The organism is Psychrobacter sp. 4Dc (genome assembly GCF_002836715.1).
Lineage (GTDB): Bacteria > Pseudomonadota > Gammaproteobacteria > Pseudomonadales > Moraxellaceae > Psychrobacter.
In genome coordinates this window covers 16,449-40,045 of sequence record NZ_PJAT01000109.1, presented here as the reverse complement: position 1 = coordinate 40,045, position 23,597 = coordinate 16,449, and the positions used below count along the sequence as shown (strand labels likewise).

Genomic DNA, 23,597 nt, shown 5'->3' with positions numbered 1-23,597 from the left:
AAATGGAATGTACAGATATTTTTCTGAAAAGTTATATATAGAATTAAAAAAGTATTTTCAAGGGAACACAAGCGAATCTACAATTAAAAACGGCATTGCTCGAATTGGAGTAAATGAACGTAGCGAAATTAAAGACGTATTAGAAAAAGTTTTCAAAGGTAATAAAACTTTTATAAGAAATTTAGAAAAAAAAGAAAGGATCATTTGTGAGACTGTCTATGGATTAACTTTATCTGCAAATATAAGCAGCTTATTATCCACTTTAAACCAAGAGATGGAAAGAACCTTTAGTAATGTTAAATATATAGCTCCTCTTCGCGCTACAGCAGAAAGATATTATAGACATCAAGACTTACAGGTCAAAGAAATAGATCATACTGGTTCCAATTTAGCTATGTTACTAAGGTCTTTTTCTACTAAAGAAAATGAGAGATTTGCTCAGTGGACAAGTGAAAATTTTGGCTTTAAAGTTCGAGTAGAAGAATTAGGACTTCATTATGCCCTACAAATTCAAACAGAAGACGATCCCAAAGAATATAATATAAATGATATGGGTTTTGGTTTTTCTCAAATCCTACCTATTGTTGCATCAATTTGGATGGAAACTTCAAAACCTAAAAACGGATCTAGAATACGTAATATAAGTATTATATTTGCAATTGAACAGCCTGAGCTACATTTGCATCCTGAATATCAAGCCAAGTTAGCTAAAATGTTTGTATTAGTAATAAATGCAGCAAAAGAAAAAAACATATCACTTAAAATTATATTTGAGACTCATAGTAACACTATGATAGATACTTTAGGCGATTGCATTGAAGATGGAGATTTAGAAGCTCAAGATGTCAATATCGTTCTTTTTGCGAAGGAGTTTAATAGTAGTACTACAAATATAAAATTTTCTCATTTTAATAATGATGGGTTTTTAGAAGAATGGCCGATTGGCTTTTTTTCAGGACGAAGATAATGCTATTCAAAATTGAGAACTGCTCCCCTAACATATACCTTAATCATTTAGATAAACTAAGAGCACTGGAAAACCTAATTCATACAAATGGCCTAAGAAAAAACATAGTTTTTCTTGATAGAAACACTATTAGTGACGTTAAATATTCCGATATTTATAGTGCTTCTACCAAAAATTTTGTTATAGACATTGAAAAGCAAAGGCGAGAATATGGTGCTATTGTAGAGAAGTTAGCTGTTTACAGCATAGTTGATTTCGATTTTACAGGAGTGCAATGTATTCGTAAAATTGATCAGTGGATTATAAGAATAGGTTATGATTTCTTTTGCGACCCTGAGAATATTAGTCCAGTTAATCTTGTGACCGAAGGTAAATTAGATTTTGATTTTTATTCCTTAATAGCTAAGTATTACGCTAAGTATCTTTCATCAACTAATCTAGAAGTTAACTTCAAATTTAACAATGGTGGTGGTAGTCAGTCAAAGCCTATTTTTGATAATTTAGTTAGTGAAGGTAAAATCGTATTATGTATTACTGATAATGATAAATCCCATCCAAATAAGGGTGAAGGCTCTACTTCGTCAGTTTTTACAATTTCAGATAGAAGTTATAACGGCAAAAGTTTAGCCCATGTTATTGATGTCAGAGAAATTGAAAGTTTGATACCATTGAAAGCAATTGAAAACACCCTTTCAAGTAATGATCAAGTAGATACATTTGAAGAAATAAAATCTTTAAATACATATTATCCTCAGTTTAGACAATATTTTGATCATAAAGAAGGTTTGAATTTAGAAAATGTGATTAACATTGATAATGATCATGGCAACTTCTGGTTGCCTGCTCTATCAAATATTAGTCGTTTTTCTAATAGAGAATGTTTCAAGGATAGTGCATGCTATAGCTGCAATAGTTGTCCTAAAATGATAGGGTTCGGAGATAATATGCTCAAGCGAGTTGTAGCCGATCTGAGCAAATCAAATTTAAGAAGGTTACAAATTGAGCCGGAAGTTATATCGCATTGGAGAAATATTGGAGAACTCATGATGGCTTGGGGCTGCGTTCCAGTTTCTTCTATTTCGAGAGCTTCATAACATATTATTAAGTAAGTTAACATACAAAAAAAAAGCCACCAGATTTCTCTAGTAGCTCTTTTTTTAAACACTAACTCAGTTAGGTCTATTACACCAAACTATTTACCGCTTCGATCACAGCATCAGTCGTGATACCAAACTCTTTATATAGATCGCTAGCTGGAGCAGATTCACCATAAGTGGTCATACCGATGACTTTGCCATCTAAACCAACGAACTTATACCAGTAATCTACATGTGCCGCTTCGACTGCGACGCGAGCACGGATATTGGCAGGCAATACCGCTTCACGATAGCTAGCATCTTGCTCAACGAAAATCTCTGCACATGGCATAGACACTACACGGACACCAACACCGTTTGCGCTCAACGCCTCATACGCTTCCATCGCAAGACCGACTTCTGAACCAGTAGCGATGATGATGGCTTGTAGCTCGCCTTGTTCTTTTGCCAGTACATAGCCACCTTTGGTAATGTTCGCTACTTGCTCGCTATCACGTGCTTGGTGTGGCAGACTCTGACGGCTAAAGATCAACGCTGATGGGTTGTTTTCAGACTTGATTGCTTCTACCCAAGCGCTTGCAGATTCAGTCGCATCACACGGACGCCATGTACGTAGGTTTGGCGTGGTACGTAGGCTAGTCAATTGTTCAACTGGCTGATGCGTTGGGCCGTCTTCACCCAGACCGATAGAGTCATGTGTATAGACATGGATGACGCGCTGCTTCATGAGTGCGCCCATGCGTACCGCGTTACGTGCGTACTCCATAAACATTAGGAACGTCGCTACGTAAGGGATAAAGCCGCCGTGTAGTGCAATACCATTGGCAATCGCAGTCATACCGAACTCACGTACGCCATAATAGATGTAGTTGCCATCAGCATCTTTCTCAATACCTTTAGCACCTTTGAATAGCGTAAGGTTCGAACCAGCTAAGTCTGCTGAGCCGCCAAGTAGTTCTGGCAACAATGGCTGCAAGCTGTTGATAGCATTTTGACTCGCTTTACGACTAGCGACATCACCGCCCGCTTCTTGCGTTTGCTGAATATAGGCTTGCGCTTGGCTAGCAAAGTCAGCTGGCAATTCACCATTTAGACGGCGTGATAGTTCTGCTGCAAACTCTGGATAGGCTTTTTCATAAGCAGCAAAATCGGCCTCCCAGTTCTTTTGCTGCACATCACCTTTGGCTTTAGCATCCCACGCTTCATAGATTTCATCAGCTAATTCAAACGGCGCATGTTTCCAAGACAGCGCATCACGCGTCAAGGCGATTTCGTCATCACCAAGTGGTGCACCATGACTGGCCGCTAGACCTTGCTTGTTCGGGCTACCAGCACCGATAGTCGTTTTACAAATGATTAAACTTGGCTTAGCAGTCTCTGCAATCGCTTGCTCAGTCGCTTGCGTGATTGCATCAGTATCATGACCGTCAACTTTGATCACTTGCCAGCCGTATGACTCAAAACGAGCTTCGGTATCATCAGTGAACCAGCCTTCGACATTACCGTCGATTGAAATGCCATTGTCGTCATAGAAGAATACTAACTTGCCAAGCGCCAACGTGCCAGCCAGTGAGCAAACTTCATGACTGATACCTTCCATCAAGCAGCCATCGCCCAAGAACGCATAGGTATGATGATCGACAACGTTATGACCGTCACGGTTGAACTGTGCGGCTAGCGTCTTTTCTGCGATTGCAAAACCAACGGCATTAGCAATACCTTGTCCTAGCGGACCAGTCGTCGTTTCTACACCAGGCGTGTAGCCAAGTTCAGGGTGCCCTGGGGTTTTTGAATGCAGCTGACGGAAACCTTTCAGGTCATCGATGCTCAAATCATAACCAGATAAATGCAGCAATGAGTAAATAAGCATTGAGCCATGACCGTTCGATAAGACAAAGCGGTCACGGTTGTGCCAATTAGGATCAGCTGGATTGTGCTTCAAAAATTTGCGCCACAAAACTTCGGCAATATCAGCCATGCCCATTGGCGCACCCGGATGTCCAGAGTTGGCTTTTTGAACTGCGTCAAACGACAGTACACGGATGGCATTGGCTAGTTTACGTTCGCTAATTGGAGCTGGCATAGAGTGTCCTAATATTCGAATGAGTCGTATAAAGATAAGAGGAGAGTTTACTCAGAGGATAATCCATCAAAAACGCGACAGGCGTCCTCAATGGATAGGCTATAAAATAAAAATGCAATATTAACATATTTGCTATGAGCCTAGCCAAAAATGCGGTGACAAGACCGTTTATATTTAGCAATGACTCACATCAGTTTTGTTAAACGATAAGCAATGACGGACTTTGATTTAAGTTATAAATAATAAGCTGCGAGTGACCTAAGTGACAAGCAGCTCATTACTTATAGTCAATTTATTAAACTGAAATAGTCTCAGCACCGCCCATAAACGGACGTAATACTTCTGGAATCGTAATGCTGCCGTCAGCGTTTTGATGATTTTCCATCACTGCTAGTAGCGTACGACCAACCGCCAAACCTGAACCGTTCAAAGTATGAGCTAAGCTGGTTTGCTTGCCATCTTTGACACGAGTACCCATACGGCGCGCTTGGAAGTCACCACAGTTAGAGCAGCTAGAGATTTCACGATAAGTATCTTGGCTTGGTAACCATACTTCGATGTCATAAGTCTTTTGTGCAGCAAAACCCATATCGCCAGTACATAGCTGTACCGTGCGGTATGGCAAGTTCAGCTGCTGCAAAATATATTCAGCCTGTCCTGTCATCGCTTCTAATAGGTCATCGGACTGATCGCTAGTACCGACATTGACCATTTCCACTTTTTCAAACTGATGCTGACGAATCAAGCCGCGAGTATCACGCCCGTGTGAGCCAGCTTCACTACGGAAACATGGCGTATGGGCGGTGAATTTTAGCGGTAGCTCTTTAATATCCAAACGTTCGCCGCGTACCAAGTTGGTCATTGGCACTTCAGCGGTTGGAATAAGGTAAAAATCCATTTCATCATTATTGGTGTGATTGCTTAGCTTAAACAAATCATCTTCAAACTTAGGCAACTGACCCGTGCCTTTTAAGCTATCGCTATTAACGATATAAGGCACATAGGTCTCAAGATAGCCGTACTTCATCGTGTGCGTGTTCAACATAAATTGAATTAGTGCACGATGCAATTGCGCCAATTGTCCTTTTAACACGTTAAAACGGCTACCAGTCAATTTGGTCGCTGCCTCAAAGTCCAGCATACCAAGCGTCTCACCGATATGCGTATGATCTTGAATTTCAAAATCAAACTCACGCGGCGTGCCCCATTTGCGCACTTCTACGTTATCGTCTTCTGACGTACCGACTGGTACATCCGCCGCCGGAATATTTGGAATTTGCAAGGCTGCTTGAGTGATACGCTCCTGCAGAGTACGTAGCTCATCTTCCGCAGCTTTAATCTCACCGCTAACGCTTTGCATCTCAGCCAATAGCTCACTGGCATCTTCGCCTGATTTTTTTAGGGCACCTACTTGCTTTGCACCAGCATTACGGCGCGATTGCAACTCTTCGGTTTTGACTTGTAGAGACTTGCGCTCGTTTTCAATCGTCTGCCAGAACTCCATATCAAGCTCATAACCACGGGTGGCTAGCTGCTGTTGTAGGTCGCTTAAATCGCCGCGTAAGAGTTTCGGATCAATCATAATAGTTGCCTGTAACACTAAAGGTGAGTAAAAGGTTTAAAAGTATTATTAATAAGGTAATTGCCTAGCGTATCGCTATCACAGTCTTTGTGATAACTGGCTATGACGTTATGTTTTATATCAACATATCTTGTAGACGCTATAATACCAAGACACGGCAGATTTGACCATGTTTTGGATATCTTTGGCTACTTTTCCCTGTTTTTGGCTGACTCTCACTAGGTTTTGTTCATTATGCTAATCGCTTATCACAAGTTATTCTGATTCTAATTTTCACTTTTGCTGTCGTCTAGTCTAAATAAGCTGAGTATAGAGCGTGAACTACGTCATTAATATGGCATCTATCCGTGAACAGTCTTGCTTATATGTTTCATTTAGGAGTACTTTTCGGTAAGATAAGCGCATACCTTTATTCACTTCTAGCCAAGTACAGCATTGCTGCTTCGCTTTGGCAGTTTTAATCCAACGCTTTTAATATAAGTATTTGAGAAACCTTTATGGCCTTGTACCCCTACACGCTCCAACCTGTCGCCTTAAACCTAACTGAGGCTGAATTCCACCAAGCACAGTATGAACTGTTTGCCAGTGCCAGCCCGTCTTTTGGTTTATCAAGCTTTAAGACCAAAGAGTGGATCATCATGGCAGTGGTTGTGGTACTTGCTATTGCAGGACTTATCTTTGTAACAGGCTATTCAACCATTATCTTTTGGTTAATGCTGGTTGGTGTGGTGATTTATCTATTGGCACGTACTTTAGGTTTTAAATGGTACGTAAAAAGAGAGTTTGACAAACAAGTCGCTGACCAAGAGATGCCAGATGAAATGCGCCAGATGAAGTTGGGTGTGCAAAAGCATGGTCTAGTCATGGCGATGCCAAGCAACCAGCCTGATATGATGAAAAACTCGCAAATGCGCGGTATGCAAATGCGTGCGGGCGCGACTCAACAAGCGGTTATTCCTTGGACCTCTATCAAGAGTTGGGACGAGACTGATGACTATATCTTTATGATGTTTGAGCTAAAAGGTCAGCAAGGTAGCCAAATCGTACCGAAACGCTTGCAAGCACAGAAGTTTCCTATCGATACGGTACGTCAACATTTACAAGAAGTCGTTCCGGTCAAAGGCTTAAATCCTGAAAACTTGCAGCCGCCAGCATAATGGCTATTAGCTATCTCTATCGTTTAGAAAAACGATAGAGAGACTCAATTATAGTTTTATAAAACCAATCGTAAAATTGCATTTATTATATTTAACTTATTAATAATAGTTTGCTATTATTATAAGCGTCAAAGGAAGAGATAGAGATAGAGTTTATATTGATAGGTACAGATAAAAACTAAAGTATTTTCGCTGTATTTCAATTGATTAGAGTCTTTATTCTTCTTTATTTATTATCATATAACTACACTCACACTATAAGGACAACACTATGAGTAATTCTAATAATGCTACTAACCAGATCGGTCTAGAAAAGGCAGACATGAGCGAAGTCATCGCCAAGTTAAACAATCTACTATCGACGTATCACGTGTTTTATTTAAACGTACGTGGCTATCATTGGAATGTAAAGGGTGAGCATTTCTTTACTTTGCATCCACAATTTGAAGAGCTGTATACATCACTACAACTTCAAATCGATGAAATCGCTGAGCGTATCTTAACTTTGGGTGGTACACCACTTCACGCTTATAGTGATTTCACACAACATACTAGCATCAGTGAAGATAAAAATGTTAAAGATGGCACAAGCTGCGTCAAAGGCGTAGTCACTGGCTTACAAGCGTTAATTGCAGAACAGCGTCAAGTATCAGCGTTAGCAGAAGAGAGCGAAGACCAAGGTTCAGCTGACCTAATCGATGCTTACGTACAAGAGCAAGAAAAACTGGTATGGATGTATAACGCGTTTTTGGGTTAATAGTCGTTAGTTTTTATTCGGCTTGACCTTACTAATTCTAATGATTATCAAATCCTAAATAATAAAAAAGCACCTAATTAGGTGCTTTTTTATTGTCTATCTTTTAGAAAAGACTGTTTTATTTTTCGATCCATTGACGCATTTTTTCACGTTCAGCAGGCGTAGCTTGTAGCCATACTTGCATAAACGTATCTAACGTACTGGTAGAAGTATTTACGCTAGATGCTTGCTTAACAGTGGTCGTGCCAGTGTTGACGTTACTAGTAGAATTTACTACGGGTTGATCTAAAGAGGCGATAGCACGTTGGTTCTGTAACTCTGCATCACCTGCACCGCCGAACACGCCGCCCAGCGCTTTACCAAGGCCTGAAAATAGACCACCTTGGTTACCGGCCATACTTTGCTGGCTAGCAATGACAGTATTGTTTTGTTGCACAGCGAGCGTAGGCTGCTTGGCATATTCTCTAGCAGCTTCATAATCTTCTGGTTGATTAGGCATAGTCAAACGATATGTTTGATTGTCGGCCAATTGTGCCGTCACACTGACATTACCTGAACGCAAATAATCATGCTCATCACGACGCAAGTTATATAAACGGTCATACTTAGCAGTAATAGCATGTTGTCCAGGCTGTAACGTAAATGTTTTCTGCAGCGGCTGAAAAGCGCTCTGCTGAATTTCCTGCCCATTAATAGCGGTTACTTTGATATGGTCATCAACCTGTAGGGTCACTGCTGCCTGTGACAACATAGAGACCGAGGCAGCACCTACCAATAACGTACCTATCGTTAATTTTTTTAGCAAAGAAGCATTCGATTTCATAAGTTATTCCATTAATAGTAAAAGCGAGTTGGACAAAAGATTCGTATTCTTACGGCTATTCATTTTTTGCTGCTAAAAGTCTTGCTGCTAAGAGTCTTGCTGCTAAGAGTCTTGCTGCTAAGAGTCTTGCTGCTAAGAGTCTTGCTGCTAAGAGTCTTGCTGCTAAGAGTCTTGCTGCTAAGAGTCTTGCTGCTAAGAGTCTTGCTGCTAAAAATCAAGTGGCATCGTATGTTGGTCTTGATCAGGCGTGTCGTTATCTACTTGCGCCTCTTGAGCGATATCCGCCAGCTCCGCGGCAAGCGTCTGCTCATCGATGGTACGCAAAGCATCACTTATGACTGCTTTTGAGATATTACTGCGACCAAGGTTAGAAAACATTGGTTGAATATAATTAAGTACTTCCATCATCGCACCGATACGATGCGGTCCATCGGTCAGTAAGTGATCAATAATTCGATCGTCAAACTGCCATCCACGCCGACGCAAAATAGACTGTAATAATGCTTGTCTGTCTGCCAAATCATGACCAGTAGGCACTTTAAAAGTAGGTGCCTGTGCCAAACGCGTCATTAAATCTCTTAATTGGAATGGTAAGTCGTCGGCTGGTTTATTGGCGGCAAATAATAACTGGCGCTGTCCTTCTCGGCTACGATTGATCAGGTGAAATAAAGCTTCTTGCCACTGACTGCTTTGCTCAAGCACTTCCAAATCATCGATGGCAATCAAATCAAAGTTTTCTAAAGATGATAGTACGTGGACATCTGTATGAATCAGCTCATTAAGGGACAAACAGATAGCCGATTTGTCCATTTCGATAAATGACTCACAAATAGCGGACAGCAAATGGGACTTACCTGTAGCAGGGCTACCAAACAGATATAGTTGACCGATCAGGCCGACATGTAACTGCCGTACTGCATCAATAATCGACATCCAACCGGGACCGGCAAAGTCGCTGAGACTTGCATCATGCTTAATGTCCAGATTGAGACTTAGCTGTGCTTCTGCCATGAATCATCAACTCGTGTTGCGTAGTGCAATGAAAAAATATAATAAAAAAGATAGGTTACGTTGAGCTGTATTCATTACTGTCAATACTAGCCGATACAGCTGTAAGTAATGGCCCTATAGTCTTTGCAAAAATAGGTCAGTCACTTTGTCGAAAACAACGTTAGCAAAACTGGTACCAAAACGGTTGATACTATCAACACTGCGCCTATATATAACATATTTACAAAATGACTGACAAGTCTTTTACCCATTAAGCCTTATCAATCATTGCGTTCATACCCTAATATTACATATCAATCTTTATCTAGTGTATTCAATAATAAGATAATTATCTTTTTTCAAACAGTGCCAGTTGTTTACGGCCTTTATAAAAGTCAGTGGTTCGATAGTAGTTGTATAAATGGCGGAACAGGACATTTAAGACAGCGGACACTGGTAAGGCGATTAGCATACCGACAAAACCTAATAGACTGGCACCAGCCAATACGGCAAATATGACCCATAATGGCGATAGACCAATCTTATCACCTAACAGCAATGGTTGTAGGATATAACCTTCTGCAGCTTGTCCAATCAAGAACGCCCCTGCGACCAATGACAAATACGTCCAGTCCAATCCGAACTGAAATAGGCAGGCGATAATAGCCGCGATAAAACCAATACCAAACCCTAAGTACGGTACAAAACTGGCAATGCCTGCTACCATACCAATGATAAGCCCAAGCTCTAATCCAATAAGCTGCAACTGTACAGCATAAATAGCGCCTAGCAACACCATCACCAGCAATTGACCTTTGATAAATGCCATCAAGGCCAGATCACACTCCTTAGCTATTTCAGTCACTTTTTGACAGTAAGCACCTGGTATCGCCATTTTCCAGTTATGCAAACGCTGATCCCAATTAAATAGGAAGTAAAAGGTCAAAATAGGCACTAATACAATCAGACCTGCATTATTGATGAAGTTCATACTTGAGGTCAGTATTTGGCTCATCATGGTGCTAGCATCAGCGAACTTATAGTTCGTTTGCATATAATCGACGAGGGTATCGGAAAATTCTTTCGACTCTAGTTCAGGCAGTTTGATACGAGTATTACTATTGAACCACTCTCGCACGACTTGGTTATACCAATTAAATATCTTTGGCAAATAATCCCACGCCGCTTGCAGCTGATGCCATAGTGTCGGTACTAACCACCATAATAATAACGCCATCCCCAGAGTAATCGTCGAGTAGACAATAATAATCGCGACCCAGCGCTTAATGTATTTCGATAGGCGCTTGACTAGAGGATTAAATAGGTAAGCCAGCATAAAGGCAAAAACGAAAGGCACGATGACGGGCATCATTAAATACAAGAGAAACACAGCCACCACTAACGCCACGACAATAAATAAACGCCGAAAAAAAGGATCTATTGGTTGGTTCATCATGGCAAGTAATCCTATAGTTGGACGAGGTTAAAAAAGTGACAGGGAGTCAGTAATAGCGATTTCTAAATGATATAACTACAGCCATCACGATGTATCACTAGGCGAATTGCTTTTTTCTCATTAGTTTTAGCTAGCTAAACTGAGACGTATCAACGTTCCTAAAAAGCCTGATTCTTAATAAATTTATGTTTAGTCGTTTTTATTCTGTCAATTACATTTGAACTTGTATTAAGGTCATTATTGACAATAAATTTAGCGTTCTATTATCGCAGAGTACAACAAAAAATCAGTCATTTTTTGTTTCTTAACGGCTTATTTGCCACTTAATGCAAATCTTAGTCAAATATTGGCAAGTTGCTTTGCGAGTACGGTCTGTTTTTGGGTATAATGCGCGCACTGTCTTTAAACTTTGCTTTTGAACTTTATAACGCTGATTTTTGCGTGCTCAATTACTTTACCTTCTAATCCCAATTATCTATCCCCAACTGTGAGATGACTATGAGTGACAAGCCTTCTTTAAGCTACAAAGATGCCGGTGTTGATATCGATGCAGGCGATGCTTTGGTTCAGCGAATCAAGTCCGTTGCCAAAGCCACTACTCGTCCTGAAGTCGTGGGTGGACTTGGCGGTTTTGGTGCGTTGTGCCGTATCCCAACAGGTTATACCTCACCATTATTGGTTTCTGGCACTGATGGCGTCGGCACCAAACTAAAACTGGCGCTACAGCTGAACCGTCATGACACGATTGGTATTGATTTGGTCGCGATGTGCGTTAATGATTTATTGGTTTGCGGCGCAGAGCCATTATTCTTCTTAGACTATTATGCAACTGGCAAGCTGGATGTCGATGTAGCGGCGACTGTCGTAACTGGTATTGGTGATGGTTGTAAACTTGCTAACTGTGCGCTTATCGGTGGTGAAACTGCTGAAATGCCGGGCATGTATCAAGACGACGATTACGATCTAGCTGGATTTTGTGTAGGCGTGGTTGAAGAAGCAGAAGTTGTCACTGGTGAAAATGTCGCAGAAGGCGATGTACTGATTGCACTTGCCTCAAGTGGCGCGCACTCAAATGGCTACTCATTGGTTCGTAAAGTCATCGAAGTTAGCGGTGTGGACGTTACGAGTAGCGATGAGCAACTAGACGGCCAGCCTATTCAAGACGCTCTAATGGCTCCTACCCGTATCTATGTAAAAGCAATCAAGGCATTACAAGATACGCTTGGTAGTTCAGCCTTACATGCGATGTCACACATCACAGGTGGTGGTCTAACGGACAACTTACCACGTGTACTACCTGATAACCTAGCGGCTAGCATCGATACCAATAGCTGGCAGTTCTCAGAGCTATTCACTTGGCTACAGACTCAAGGTAATATCGCGCAGAGCGAGATGTACCGTACCTTTAACTGCGGCGTTGGTTTTGTCATCGTTATGCCAAAAGACAAAGCAGAAGCTGCTATCCAGACCTTGACTGATGCAGGCGAGACAGCTTGGCAACTAGGTGAAATGGTCAAACGCAGCACTGATGACCAGGCGGATGCAGTGGTGTACCGTTAATGTCAATTGATAACGCAAGCCAGCCTATCAAACCATTACGTATTGCTGTTCTAGTCTCAGGAAGTGGTAGCAACCTGCAAGTATTAATCAATGCCATGCAAGCAGGCGCATTACCAATTGAAATCGTTGGTGTCATTAGTAACCGTGAAGACGCTTATGCATTGACACGTGCTAAAGATGCCAATATTCCAGTTGCAGTATTGTCACACGTTGCTAGTGGTAAGCGTATGGGCATTAAAACATTTGAAACCCATGCCAATGAGCAGCTAATAGCATGGCAACCTGACTTGATCGTCTTGGCTGGGTTTATGCGTGTATTAAGTGGCTCATTTATCGATAATGTACCAGCGCCCATGATTAATCTTCACCCTTCTCTACTTCCGGTTTATAAGGGTTTAGATACTCACAAACGAGTCATACAGTCTGGTGAACGTCGTCACGGTTGTAGTATTCATAAAGTCACAGCGGAGCTTGATGCGGGTCAGGTATTGACTCAAGCTGTATTGAATGTCGATATTAACGACACTGCAGAGAGCTTACAGTCACGGGTACAGAAACTTGAACATCAATTGCTGCCTTGGACGATTTTACTACTAGCAAAAAACGTATTATCACTTGAAGCAAATAATACACCATCGCAAACGGAAACTTACCTACCGACGTTACCTTTGCAATTGCTTATAGACGGATAAAAATCTCAGCTCATTAAGCTGCTTTTAATACCACTTTATATAGCGCAATAAAAAGCCCAGCTACTCGTAATGAGTAACTGGGCTTTTTTATTTGATAACTATTTATTATTTACTATCATTTAAAATCGTAACTAGTTATCTATTTAGCTAATTTGTCTAATCAGTTCATTCTTAGAATACGTGAACCGCTTTAATGTTGACAAACTCTTTGATACCAAAACCGCCATGCTCACGGCCATAGCCTGAGTTTTTCACGCCACCAAATGGCAGTGCAGGATTGGCAAGACCATAACCATTAATATAGACCATACCTGTATCGAATTGCTCACGTGCTAGACGAACAGCTTTCTCTTCGTCTTTTGAGAAAATCGCGCCACCTAGACCATAACGACTGTCGTTAGCGATGCGCATTGCGTCATCTTCATCTTTGGCACGAATCAATGAAGCGACAGGGCCAAATAGTTCGTCATCATATGCAGGCTGACCTTTCTCAACATTCTCTAGAATAGTTGCTGGATAGAAGCTACCTTTACCTTCAGGTACCTTACCGCCAACAGCAATCGTTGCACCTTTAGCCACACTTTGTTCTACTTGCTCATGTAGCTGCTCACGTAAATCTGCACGTGCTAATGGACCGATATCTGAGCTGTCATCCATTGGGTCACCCGCTTTGGTACCTTCAAATTTCTCAACGATACGCTTACGGAACTCATCATATACGCTATCGACTACGATAAAGCGTTTGGCCGCTACACAAGTTTCACCGTTATTAATTAAACGTGCTTGAGTACAAGTTTCTACAGCAGTTTCGATGTCAGCATCTTCTAGTACGATAAATGCATCGTTTGAACCTAGCTCTAATACAGCTTTCTTAATTGCTTTAGCTGCTTGCTGTCCAACGATTACACCTGCTTTGTCACTACCTGTCAATGTCACGCCGCGTACTTTGTCATTGCCAATCAATGCTTCTGATTGATCATGATCGATGATAATCGTACGGAACAAATCACTTGGCAATTCAGACTCGTGAAGAATTTTTTCAATTAATAGACCAGAACCTGTGACGTTAGATGCGTGTTTTAGCAGAACACTGTTACCCGCCATCAAGTTTGCGATGGTATAACGGAATACCTGATACGCTGGGAAGTTCCAAGGCTGCATGCCGTAGATGATACCGATAGGTTGATACGTCACTAGTCCTTTTTTCATGCTTTCGATATCACGTACATCATCAGCCAAAGAAGCAACGCCGTTTTCAGCAGTGTAATCACAGATAGCTTTGCAAAGATCAATCTCTTGTATGCTCTGGCTATATAACTTACCGCGCTCTTCAGTCATCAGCTTAGCCAGCTCTTCTTTATATTCCATCAGCTTATCACCGATAGATTTGATGACACGACCGCGCTCTTCGTGACTCACTGTACGCCATTCTAAAAATGCGTTATGTGAAGCATCGACAATCTTGTTGACTTCGTCGTTGCTCATATAATTGTAGTTACTGATTTCTTCGCCCGTGGTTGGGTTAATAGTAGTAATGTCTGACATAGTTACTGTCCTTATTATTCGAATTTATATTTTGGATTTATAGTCGGGTTTACTGTCACTTGTAATTATTCTGCTGTGACAGTTTTAATTATTAAATTTACGTCGATAGCACAATCTATTGGTAGCTCGTTTTCTATCTGCCGTTATCTTAACAAGCTATTTGATGAAGAGTTTTACAATATATTGTGAAGTGTGTTGAAGATGTTAATAGTGTGACTAACTTATTAAGTATAACTGAATATTACATACTAACTATTAAACGCTAGAACACAAAAAACCAGCCTAGTGGCTGGTCTAATAACTATATAGAGTGGGATCTAAAGAGAAATACTTTTATAAAAAATTCAGATAATCAGGAATATTCCGCTCTAATAAAAGATAGATTCAACTCACACAAACCAATCAAAACAAATGATTAATAACCGGTATCTCTTGTGGTGGATTTTCTTCTTCAGCAACGACTTGTCGTGCCACATGCATAATTAACTGACGTAACCAACGATGGGCTGGGTGATGCTGCAATAGAGGTGACCATGCCATCGTAAGCTCAAACTCAGGAATAAAAAACGGCGGATCTTCCATCATAATGCTGTCGTTATTTGCCTGCATTCTTGCCACACGCGTAGGCAAAGTCGCTATCAAATCTTTATTTGCTGCAAGCATAGCAGGCATTTGATAATGTCGAGTAAAGACACTGATTTGGCGTTTTTGCCCAAGGCGCTGCAGGGCTTGATCGATAGATCCTAGTCCACCAGATTTTTCTGGATTGACCCCAAAGCCCACGCCCATCCCTGTTTTAGATACCCAAACGTGCTGTGCTTTAAGGTAGTTTTTCAGATTAAAACGATTGGCATAAGGACTGTCAGAAGATAATAGGCAACTAAAAGTATCACGCCATACTAGAACCTGATGAAAGCTTTGAGGTATCTCGTTAAAACGGTTAATCGCTAAATCAACTCGTCCCTGCTCCATATCTCGATAAGAGACGTCTGATGGAGTCAAAAAGTCCAAAATCACATTAGGCGCTTCAGAACGTAGTGCTTTTACTAGCTTAGGTACTAGGGTCGCTTCGGCATAATCCGATGTCATGATACGGAACACACGAGAGGTACTATAAGGGCGGAATTCAGTACGCGGCTCCAACACTTGAGTCAAGTCAGCAAGTATCTCGCGGATACGCGGCTGTAATTCAAGGGCGCGTTCAGTCGGCGTCATACCCTCAGATGAGCGTACCAATAATGGGTCATTAAACAGCTTACGCAAACGGCGCAAGATATTACTCATAGCAGGCTGAGTAATCCCAAGCTGCTCGGCTGCGCGAGTGACGTTTTTTTCTCGTAGCAACACATCTAGATGGACTAATAAATTTAAATCAACCCGCTGCAAATTCATATTCGGTTCTCTTGGCTTTTGAATAAACGCCATATTAAGGCTGGCATTTGTAGTGCTGCTACGGTGATTTGTGCGCTGTAACAGCATAATTTCATTATTTTTTACTAATTTCGTTCTAGTTTTTTCTGATAGACCTGCATTATAACTCATTAAACCTATCGTAAGACCCTGTTATATAAACATTATATCATACAGAAATACCAAAGATAACTATCATAAATTAGATAAATCTTGGTAAGGTGGTTATAGTGAGTTCTATAAAGGATTTGCAGCATAGAGGACGAACGTTAGGTTCATAAGCTGTTTTTATCTAATTAAATATTGTCGCTAAGTAATATATTAATGGTTTTTATCAGTCGTTAAATACGGTTAATTGACCTCATTATTGTAACATCTCTTGCTACCAATTATGACATCACTGCCTATTAAGTATTCAGATACCTTTTAGATATATAGTGAGAATCGATAAATATTTATAAACCAGCAATTATTTTCAACTGTTGAGTTCAGCAAATTTCTTGTAATAGCCTAGCGGTTTGTTTAGGGTAAATAGAGCTTCGACAGATAAATGATAGACCAAATTTTGTATATTACTTTTTAGCACAAAGGTTTTAGTAAAGCGGATTTTAGTAAAACGACAGACCCATTATTTTAACAATTAACTTATTTGTTTTTACACCCCACCAAGGAGACTATAGATGTCAACTGCATATAAATCAGCGATCGACTTAGTACGTGAATTAAAGCAAAAGCACGGCAACTGGCAGAACATTAGCGAAGTTGATGCTGCACGTATGATGTCACAAAACCGTTTCAAAACGGGTTTGGATATCGCAAAATATACTGCAAAAATCATGCGTCAAGACATGGAAGATTATGACAATGATACGTCTCAGTATACGCAGTCTTTAGGTGCATGGCATGGTTTTGTTGCACAGCAAACTATGTACGCTAAGAAAAAATATTTCGGTACGACTTCTAAAACTTATATCTATCTTTCAGGTTGGATGGTTGCAGCCCTACGCTCTGAGTTTGGTCCACTACCTGACCAATCTATGCACGAAAAAACGTCAGTACCTAAGCTAATCGAAGAAATCTACACGTTCTTACGTCAAGCAGATGCTAAAGTGTTGAACGACTACTTCCGTGAGCTAAACGCTGCTGAAGAAGCTGGCCAAGATACTTCAGCTATCTTAGAAAAAATCGAAAACTTTGATTCACATGTTGTGCCAATCATCGCTGATATCGATGCAGGTTTCGGTAACGAAGAAGCTACTTACCTATTGACTAAGCAAATGATCGAAGCTGGTGCTTGTGCCATTCAGGTTGAAAACCAAGTATCTGATGCTAAGCAATGTGGTCACCAGGCTGGTAAAGTAACGGTTCCACATGAAGACTTCATCTCTAAGCTAAACGCTATCCGTTATGCATTCCTAGAGCTTGGTGTTGAAGACGGCGTTATCGTTGCTCGTACTGACTCTGAAGGCGCCTCACTAACGCAAAAAATTCCAGTATCAAATGAGCCAGGTGACCTTGCTTCTAAATACATCGATTTCATCGAAATGGAAGAAGTAACGCTAGAAAATGCTCAAGAAAATGACAGCCTACTTAAGCACAATGGCAAACTAGTACGCCCAGTTCGTCTACCTAACGGTCTATATCAGTTCCGTGAAGAGACTAACATTGACCGTGTTGTACTTGACTGCGTAACTGCTCTAGAAAACGGCGCTGACCTACTATGGATCGAAACACCGACTCCAGACGTAGAACACATCAAAATGATGGTTGACCGTATCAAAGAGCAACAGCCTAAAGCCAAGCTTGTATACAACAACAGCCCATCATTCAACTGGACGCTTAACTTCCGTAAGCAAGTTATCGCTCAGTGGGAAGAAGAAGGCAAAGACATCTCTGCATACAATAAAGATGACTTGATGAGTGCTGATTACGACGGTACTGAACTTGATGCAGCCGCTGACGTAGCCGCTAAGAACTTCCAACGTGATGCGTCACGTGAAGCTGGTGTATTCCATCACTTAATCACGCTACCGACTTACCACACGACTGCTCTTAGCGTTCATGAACTTGCTAAAGGTTACTTCGGTGAAGAAGGCATGCTTGCTTATGCAGCTGGCGTACAGCGTAAAGAAATCCGCGAAGGTATCTCTTGTGTTAAGCACCAAGCAATGGCTGGTTCTGACCTTGGCGATGACCACAAAGAAATCTTCTCAGGCGATAACGCTCTGAAAGCTGGCGGCGGCAAGAACACGATGAACCAGTTCTAATAACCGACAGACTAGCAGTATTTATCAAAAAACCGTCCTACATCATGTAGGGCGGTTTTTTATTGCGGTTTAAATAATCAGAGAATGGTAGACTAATAATAGTTTATCAAAACCATCGATCAGAGCCATCAGTCAGAATTATTAGGAGCTAATATGCAAGAGATAGAGCTGAAGTTTTTGGTACCAGAGTCACGACTGAAGGGATTAATGCGTCAAACGCACGTTAAATCCTCACAAGTGACACAACTGGCTGCACACTATTACGATACGCCTGACCAACAGCTTGCACAGGCAGGTATCGGTCTGCGTATTCGCAAAGAAGGCGATACATGGGTACAAACCATTAAAGCTGGTGGTGATGGTATCGCGGCACGCTTGGAGCACAATGCCGTACTCGATAATGAGCAAGTACAAATAATGCTCAATAATAATGAGCTGATGCCTGATTTAACGATATATGAAGACACTCCAATCGCTGCAGCATTGGCTGATTTTAAACTCAAAAAGCTAGCAAAGACGCTAACACGACTTTATGTGACTGACGTCGAGCGCACTACGCGGTTGCTAACAGAAAGTAATGAGAATGAAACCGATAACTGTATCGAAATGGCTTATGATCAGGGAGAGATTATTCATGGTACTGATGACTCGCTACGCAAAGCTATTCAAGAGATAGAATTTGAATTGGTGTCAGGAGATTTAGATTTTCTATTTACGACTGCCAAAACATGGTGCAAGCGCTATAAGCTGTGTCTATCTACCGTTACCAAAGCTGAAAACGGCGGCTTACTTATTAACGGACAAAGTCACAGTCCAGCGGTCAACGCAAGCCTAAGTCAATTGCAAATAGACAAAGACAGTAGTGCACCTGCTTTTATACGTGCAGTCGTACATAATTGCTTATTGCAGATATTACCAAACAGCAGTGCTATCGTCGCTGGTAGCAAAGATGACGATCATATTTTACAATTACGGATTGGTATTGATCGCTTGCGTACTGCGTTGAAAGCATTTGCTGAATTCTCTGATGAGATCAACCCTGAATGGCTGCCGATACTAAAGCAAACCTCGTCGTTGCTGGACAATTATTACCAACTCACTCATATCAATACCTATATCGAACCTGAGCTACAGGCACTCGGAGCCCCTGCCGTCGATTGGACAGCAAATATCGAAAATATCAAAATCACACCTATCAATACGCTGCAAGCCAATGACTTTCAGATAACGCTGTTAGAGTTGATTGCCTTTACTATGAGCGACCCTAGCATTGAACCTCAGACTGATCAGCTTGCCCGCGATAAGCTAGCGGAAGTCCTCTCTAAACAATATAAAAAATGTATTAAAACAAATAAGAAAGCTGACGAAGTAAGTGTTGAAGTAAGTAATACCGAGTTTGTGAACGATGACATAAATGTAAGCACAGATGTTGCTGATAATGACCAACCTGAAAACGAGCTGCTCAATCAGTTAAGAGATTTGCGTTACATCAGTGAATTTTCTACGCCTTTACTAAGTAAGAAAAAAGCTAAAAAGAAAACGAAACGTTGGTTAAAGCGTCTGATAAAAGCACAAAAAGCATTAGAACAACTGAACGATGATAATCAATATCAGCAGTTTTATGAATTGAAATCAAAAACAGATACTAATGCTTTATATGGTACGGGTTGGTTTACGGCCATACTGACTGATGACCAGAGTCATATTGATGCACGTTTAGCAAAATTTGCAGATAGCTCAACGTTTTGGTAGAAGTAGGAATATTATGTTTATGACGGATACTGCTTTCATAAAGTAAAACCACTCCATAAAAAAGACAGCTTGTTATATAACTAGCTGTCTTTTTTTATTGTGTTTAAATAGCTTCTGTCAGCGCCATGGCTAAATGTGCAACATGTCCTAATTAGCCACAATCGTAACAGGCGTACCCTCTTCTACTTGCTCAAATAATTCTACAATATCTTCATTACGCATACGGATACAGCCATGTGATAGCGGAATACTCATTGGTTCAGTATCTGGTGTACCGTGAATATAGATATAGCGCTCATAAGTATCACAACCACCTTGGCCATTGCTACCTTTGTTTAACCCTTCTTCAAGACCGCTTAACCAAAGAATACGGCTCAATATCCAGTCACGCTTGGGATGTAGCTCACCAAGATTGGTATCGTATATCTCACTTGTCGGCACACGCCCGACAAATACCGCATTCATAGGCTCACTACCACCTATTTTCTGTTCAATGACATGCCTACCGAGCGGCGTGCAACCACTATCCTGCTGACTACCAATACCATTCTTTGCAGTGGAGACTACGTATCTCGCAACCTCAGTCTGCTGCTGGTACATCGTTAATGTTTGCTCAGCGATATTAATCATGAGTTGTTTATCAAGCGTCTTATTATTGGTCATAAATGCTTCCGACTATCAGTCATTCATCAGATTACTATCAAGGTTATTAGTAAAATGATTGAAAATTTCTATTATCAAGGGATTGTATCAAGACATTTGGCACCGTAATATAGGGGCACACTTTTTGATGCTAGCAGATTATGACGACTATTTCACCGACACGTGTGTCGATGTATGATTTTTTATATCATGATACCCAGCCTATGCTGTCACTTTTGGCCGATGCGGCACAGCTCTCTCTACCGCAAGCTCGCTTAGGGATGGATGCCAGTCTACAAGCCATCGTAAGTGCATTGCTCGCCTATCAGCAGCGTCATCAGGGACAAGCAGTCAGCAAAAAGCTGTTTGGTCGTGGTGCTGTCAAAGAGTTACGACAGTATAACTCAATGAACTTTGCCACCATTAGCGCCACACTCTACCATCGTCACGATGCAGCAGATGCTGTATTTAGCGATAATGCCCGTGTCATAAAGGCAAGCGAACATATCGCTGAGAAGATTGATGCAACGACGCAGCAGGCTCAAACTCTACTCACCTCATTGTGCGTGATTGTACTGCGTGAATTGGCTATCCTGACAGAATACAGTCAACTAGACAGTGATGAGATCAATAAATGGTTTGCGCTACAACCACAGTTTTTATCAGTGGCACGATTTAGCCCAGAGCATGCGCATACCTTGTCTGCTGAAACAGAAAGCAATAGTGACTTGCTCGAATCAACTACTGAAGCTGTTGAAGCGATAGAGAATAACTCAGAGAGTAATGCGGAGCGTACGTTACTAAATGCTGAGCAGTTATCAAGCATTCCACCTTCTTTTGATCCTTACTGGTATGAACTGTCCGGATTCAAACCTGAAAACTATGAACCTGTGCAAGATATGCAAATGGCAACAGGCAATTATCTAAAAGCCATTGGGCGTTCACCTGACAATCTACAGCAGGGTCGTCACAACGATATGCTAGTATTTACGGAGATGCATGCCGTTGCCTTACCACATCAACGTTGGCTGCTTCAATTAGCCAAAATCTCAGATATCTATCTCAGTCGAAATCGACTGCGCGTTAACTCTGAACCAGCCAATCCACCTAAACCGCCTTTAGTAAGTTTGGGACTAATCGGCGGCAATAATGACAATAAACCGACCACCACTAGTGAAAAGCCCATCGAATACGAGGCTTCTACACCACTATGGAAGAATCCTGTCATTCTTATCATCATACTTGTCGTTGGTATCCTTGGTGCACTCGCTACTTTGAAATACCAATCGCAAAAATCTGACGGTGCTATCCTGGCAACTGAAGAAGTATTAGAACAAGATGCTATTGACGAGCGCCAACAGCAAGATGTGGCCATCGTAATGGTAGACGAAGATGAATCTGACGTTGTAGAGACAGAAAAAGCTGAATAAAAATCTTTACTATTAAGACAGCTATTCTAAAATTGATGGTTTTAGCAATCATTTATTAACCATAAAAAAAGAGACCCTATTAATATAGAGTCTCTTTTTTGTTGTGCCATCTAAGTTAAGAGTTGGCTATCAGTAGCCCAAAAACTTACTTAGATAAATCGCGACCACGGCTAGCTTCGATAGCTAAACGTAGGCCATTTAGACGGATAAAGCCTTCTGCGTCTTTTTGATCATAAGCGCCCGCATCATCTTCGAAAGTGGCAATTTTTTCATCAAATAATGAATCGTCAGATTTACGGCCGACGACGCTCACGCTACCTTTATACAGTTTTACACGTACAGTGCCGTTGACGTATTCTTGTGATTTGTCAATCAATGCTTGTAGCATCATACGCTCAGGGCTGAACCAATAGCCATTGTAGATGATTTTTGCGTAGCGTGGCATTAGCTCATCTTTTAGATGGGCAGCTTCACGATCAAGCGTTAGTGATTCGATACCGCGATGCGCTTTTAGCATAATCGTGCCCGCTGGCGTCTCGTAGCAACCACGTGATTTCATGCCGACGTAACGGTTTTCAACGATATCTAAACGGCCGATACCATGTTTGCCGCCGATTTCGTTCAACTTAATCATGACTTCATAAGGCTTAAGTGCTTCACCATCGATAGCAACGATGTCGCCTTTTTCGTATTCTAGTTCTAGATATTGCGCTTCATCAGGTGCTTCTTCTGGGCTGACAGACCAGCGCCACATGTCATCTTCTGCTTCAGTATACGGTTCTTCTAGGACACCGCCTTCATAAGAGATATGCAGTAAGTTTGCATCCATTGAGTAAGGAGATTTTTTCTTGTTGCCCGCATAATCAATGGCGATATCATGCTCTTCAGCATACTTCATCAGGCTTTCACGGCTTGATAGATCCCACTCGCGCCAAGGAGCAATGGTTACTACGTCTGGTGACAAAGCGACCGCACCTAGCTCAAAACGAACTTGGTCATTGCCTTTACCAGTCGCACCATGGCTAATAGCATCGGCGTTATGCTCTTTAGCAATCTCAACCAAGCGCTTAGCAATCAATGGACGAGCAATAGAAGTACCTAGCAAGTACTCACCTTCGTAAATGGCATTAGCACGGAACATAGGGAATACATAATCACGAGCGAACTCTTCACGCAAGTCTTCGATATGAATATGCTTAATACCCATTGCTTGAGCTTTGGCTCGTGCTGGCTCAACTTCTTCGCCTTGACCGATATCAGCGGTAAAGGTAATTACTTCCGCATCATAAGTTTCTTGTAGCCATTTGGCGATGATTGAGGTATCAAGACCACCTGAATAAGCCAAGACGATTTTATTGATATTTTTTGGATCAAGTTGAGCCATGAA

18 protein-coding genes are annotated in these 23,597 nt (G+C 41.4%); 9 read left to right on the top strand and 9 right to left on the bottom strand.

All coding sequences use genetic code 11. From position 1 onward, the window contains the following. Both CXF61_RS10100 and CXF61_RS10095 read left to right on the top strand, forming a co-directional pair. Window positions 1-967, top strand: a 967-nt coding sequence (locus tag CXF61_RS10100; protein ID WP_165598116.1) for an AAA family ATPase, incomplete at its 5' end; no start/stop codon positions are given. Beyond that, window positions 967-2,061, top strand: a complete 1,095-nt coding sequence (locus tag CXF61_RS10095; RefSeq protein WP_165598115.1) for a hypothetical protein — start codon at window positions 967-969, stop codon at window positions 2,059-2,061. The genes CXF61_RS10100 and CXF61_RS10095, both read left to right, overlap by 1 nt. Before the next feature lie 88 nt (window positions 2,062-2,149). On the opposite strand, the gene tkt is transcribed toward CXF61_RS10095, so the two are convergent. Continuing rightward, the gene (tkt, locus tag CXF61_RS10090) at window positions 2,150-4,147 is read right to left on the bottom strand and encodes a transketolase (protein ID WP_165598114.1); all 1,998 of its coding nucleotides are present in this window, start codon (window positions 4,145-4,147) and stop codon (window positions 2,150-2,152) included. A gap of 295 nt (window positions 4,148-4,442) precedes the next feature. Continuing rightward, window positions 4,443-5,729 (bottom strand): serine--tRNA ligase, encoded by a 1,287-nt coding sequence (serS, locus tag CXF61_RS10085; RefSeq protein WP_165598113.1) that lies wholly within the window; start codon window positions 5,727-5,729, stop codon window positions 4,443-4,445. A 497-nt stretch (window positions 5,730-6,226) separates the two neighbouring features. Between serS and CXF61_RS10080 the strand changes: the two genes are divergently transcribed. Then, complete coding sequence (locus CXF61_RS10080; protein ID WP_165598112.1) at window positions 6,227-6,886, top strand: YcxB family protein; 660 nt, start codon at window positions 6,227-6,229, stop codon at window positions 6,884-6,886. Window positions 6,887-7,157: 271 nt separating this feature from the next. Continuing rightward, on the top strand, window positions 7,158-7,643 hold the full coding sequence (locus CXF61_RS10075) for a Dps family protein (RefSeq protein ID WP_101206316.1): 486 nt from the start codon (window positions 7,158-7,160) through the stop codon (window positions 7,641-7,643). A 118-nt stretch (window positions 7,644-7,761) separates the two neighbouring features. On the opposite strand, the gene CXF61_RS10070 is transcribed toward CXF61_RS10075, so the two are convergent. The 3 genes from CXF61_RS10070 to CXF61_RS10060 form a co-directional block, all read right to left on the bottom strand. Continuing rightward, a complete protein-coding gene (locus CXF61_RS10070) occupies window positions 7,762-8,466 on the bottom strand; it encodes a DUF2057 family protein (RefSeq protein ID WP_165598111.1) in 705 nt (234 codons plus the stop codon). 207 nt (window positions 8,467-8,673) lie between these two features. Then, window positions 8,674-9,477, bottom strand: a complete 804-nt coding sequence (gene hda, locus CXF61_RS10065; RefSeq protein ID WP_165598110.1) for a DnaA regulatory inactivator Hda — start codon at window positions 9,475-9,477, stop codon at window positions 8,674-8,676. Between the two features lie 328 nt (window positions 9,478-9,805). Then, window positions 9,806-10,912: an AI-2E family transporter gene (locus tag CXF61_RS10060; RefSeq protein ID WP_165598109.1), complete on the bottom strand. Its 1,107-nt coding sequence runs from the start codon at window positions 10,910-10,912 to the stop codon at window positions 9,806-9,808. 498 nt (window positions 10,913-11,410) lie between these two features. Here CXF61_RS10060 and purM point away from each other — a divergent pair, with 498 nt between their 5' ends. Beyond that, complete coding sequence (purM, locus tag CXF61_RS10055; protein ID WP_101206312.1) at window positions 11,411-12,472, top strand: phosphoribosylformylglycinamidine cyclo-ligase; 1,062 nt, start codon at window positions 11,411-11,413, stop codon at window positions 12,470-12,472. Then, the gene (gene purN / locus CXF61_RS10050) at window positions 12,472-13,164 is read left to right on the top strand and encodes a phosphoribosylglycinamide formyltransferase (RefSeq protein ID WP_165598108.1); all 693 of its coding nucleotides are present in this window, start codon (window positions 12,472-12,474) and stop codon (window positions 13,162-13,164) included. Before purM ends, purN begins: the two co-directional genes overlap by 1 nt. Window positions 13,165-13,335: 171 nt before the next feature. Here purN and CXF61_RS10045 read toward each other — a convergent pair whose 3' ends face one another. Both CXF61_RS10045 and CXF61_RS10040 read right to left on the bottom strand, forming a co-directional pair. Beyond that, window positions 13,336-14,709 (bottom strand): NAD-dependent succinate-semialdehyde dehydrogenase, encoded by a 1,374-nt coding sequence (locus tag CXF61_RS10045; protein ID WP_165598107.1) that lies wholly within the window; start codon window positions 14,707-14,709, stop codon window positions 13,336-13,338. A gap of 402 nt (window positions 14,710-15,111) precedes the next feature. Continuing rightward, window positions 15,112-16,101, bottom strand: a complete 990-nt coding sequence (locus CXF61_RS10040; RefSeq protein WP_057761159.1) for a LysR family transcriptional regulator — start codon at window positions 16,099-16,101, stop codon at window positions 15,112-15,114. A 698-nt stretch (window positions 16,102-16,799) separates the two neighbouring features. Between CXF61_RS10040 and CXF61_RS10035 the strand changes: the two genes are divergently transcribed. Together CXF61_RS10035 and CXF61_RS10030 are read left to right on the top strand one after the other, a co-directional pair. Continuing rightward, window positions 16,800-18,386, top strand: a complete 1,587-nt coding sequence (locus CXF61_RS10035) for an isocitrate lyase (protein WP_101206309.1) — start codon at window positions 16,800-16,802, stop codon at window positions 18,384-18,386. 153 nt (window positions 18,387-18,539) lie between these two features. Further along, a complete protein-coding gene (locus CXF61_RS10030) occupies window positions 18,540-20,138 on the top strand; it encodes a CYTH and CHAD domain-containing protein (protein ID WP_165598106.1) in 1,599 nt (532 codons plus the stop codon). Window positions 20,139-20,285: 147 nt separating this feature from the next. On the opposite strand, the gene CXF61_RS10025 is transcribed toward CXF61_RS10030, so the two are convergent. Further along, on the bottom strand, window positions 20,286-20,801 hold the full coding sequence (locus tag CXF61_RS10025; RefSeq protein WP_165598105.1) for a L,D-transpeptidase: 516 nt from the start codon (window positions 20,799-20,801) through the stop codon (window positions 20,286-20,288). Window positions 20,802-20,941: 140 nt separating this feature from the next. Here CXF61_RS10025 and CXF61_RS10020 point away from each other — a divergent pair, with 140 nt between their 5' ends. Beyond that, window positions 20,942-22,210 (top strand): hypothetical protein, encoded by a 1,269-nt coding sequence (locus tag CXF61_RS10020; RefSeq protein ID WP_165598104.1) that lies wholly within the window; start codon window positions 20,942-20,944, stop codon window positions 22,208-22,210. 145 nt (window positions 22,211-22,355) lie between these two features. On the opposite strand, the gene CXF61_RS10015 is transcribed toward CXF61_RS10020, so the two are convergent. Then, on the bottom strand, window positions 22,356-23,594 hold the full coding sequence (locus CXF61_RS10015) for an argininosuccinate synthase (RefSeq protein WP_057761167.1): 1,239 nt from the start codon (window positions 23,592-23,594) through the stop codon (window positions 22,356-22,358). Between the last annotated feature and the right edge of the window lie 3 nt (window positions 23,595-23,597).

Excerpts from the sequence above, each read along its gene's own strand:
- CXF61_RS10095 (WP_165598115.1), top strand. The coding sequence starts at position 967 with ATGCTATTCAAAATTGAGAACTGCTCCCCTAACATATACCTTAATCAT.
- tkt (WP_165598114.1), bottom strand. The coding sequence starts at position 4,147 with ATGCCAGCTCCAATTAGCGAACGTAAACTAGCCAATGCCATCCGTGTA.
- serS (WP_165598113.1), bottom strand. The coding sequence starts at position 5,729 with ATGATTGATCCGAAACTCTTACGCGGCGATTTAAGCGACCTACAACAG.
- CXF61_RS10080 (WP_165598112.1), top strand. The coding sequence starts at position 6,227 with ATGGCCTTGTACCCCTACACGCTCCAACCTGTCGCCTTAAACCTAACT.
- CXF61_RS10075 (WP_101206316.1), top strand. The coding sequence starts at position 7,158 with ATGAGTAATTCTAATAATGCTACTAACCAGATCGGTCTAGAAAAGGCA.
- CXF61_RS10070 (WP_165598111.1), bottom strand. The coding sequence starts at position 8,466 with ATGAAATCGAATGCTTCTTTGCTAAAAAAATTAACGATAGGTACGTTA.
- hda (WP_165598110.1), bottom strand. The coding sequence starts at position 9,477 with ATGGCAGAAGCACAGCTAAGTCTCAATCTGGACATTAAGCATGATGCA.
- CXF61_RS10060 (WP_165598109.1), bottom strand. The coding sequence starts at position 10,912 with ATGATGAACCAACCAATAGATCCTTTTTTTCGGCGTTTATTTATTGTC.
- purM (WP_101206312.1), top strand. The coding sequence starts at position 11,411 with ATGAGTGACAAGCCTTCTTTAAGCTACAAAGATGCCGGTGTTGATATC.
- purN (WP_165598108.1), top strand. The coding sequence starts at position 12,472 with ATGTCAATTGATAACGCAAGCCAGCCTATCAAACCATTACGTATTGCT.
- CXF61_RS10045 (WP_165598107.1), bottom strand. The coding sequence starts at position 14,709 with ATGTCAGACATTACTACTATTAACCCAACCACGGGCGAAGAAATCAGT.
- CXF61_RS10040 (WP_057761159.1), bottom strand. The coding sequence starts at position 16,101 with ATGAATTTGCAGCGGGTTGATTTAAATTTATTAGTCCATCTAGATGTG.
- CXF61_RS10035 (WP_101206309.1), top strand. The coding sequence starts at position 16,800 with ATGTCAACTGCATATAAATCAGCGATCGACTTAGTACGTGAATTAAAG.
- CXF61_RS10030 (WP_165598106.1), top strand. The coding sequence starts at position 18,540 with ATGCAAGAGATAGAGCTGAAGTTTTTGGTACCAGAGTCACGACTGAAG.
- CXF61_RS10025 (WP_165598105.1), bottom strand. The coding sequence starts at position 20,801 with ATGACCAATAATAAGACGCTTGATAAACAACTCATGATTAATATCGCT.
- CXF61_RS10020 (WP_165598104.1), top strand. The coding sequence starts at position 20,942 with ATGACGACTATTTCACCGACACGTGTGTCGATGTATGATTTTTTATAT.
- CXF61_RS10015 (WP_057761167.1), bottom strand. The coding sequence starts at position 23,594 with ATGGCTCAACTTGATCCAAAAAATATCAATAAAATCGTCTTGGCTTAT.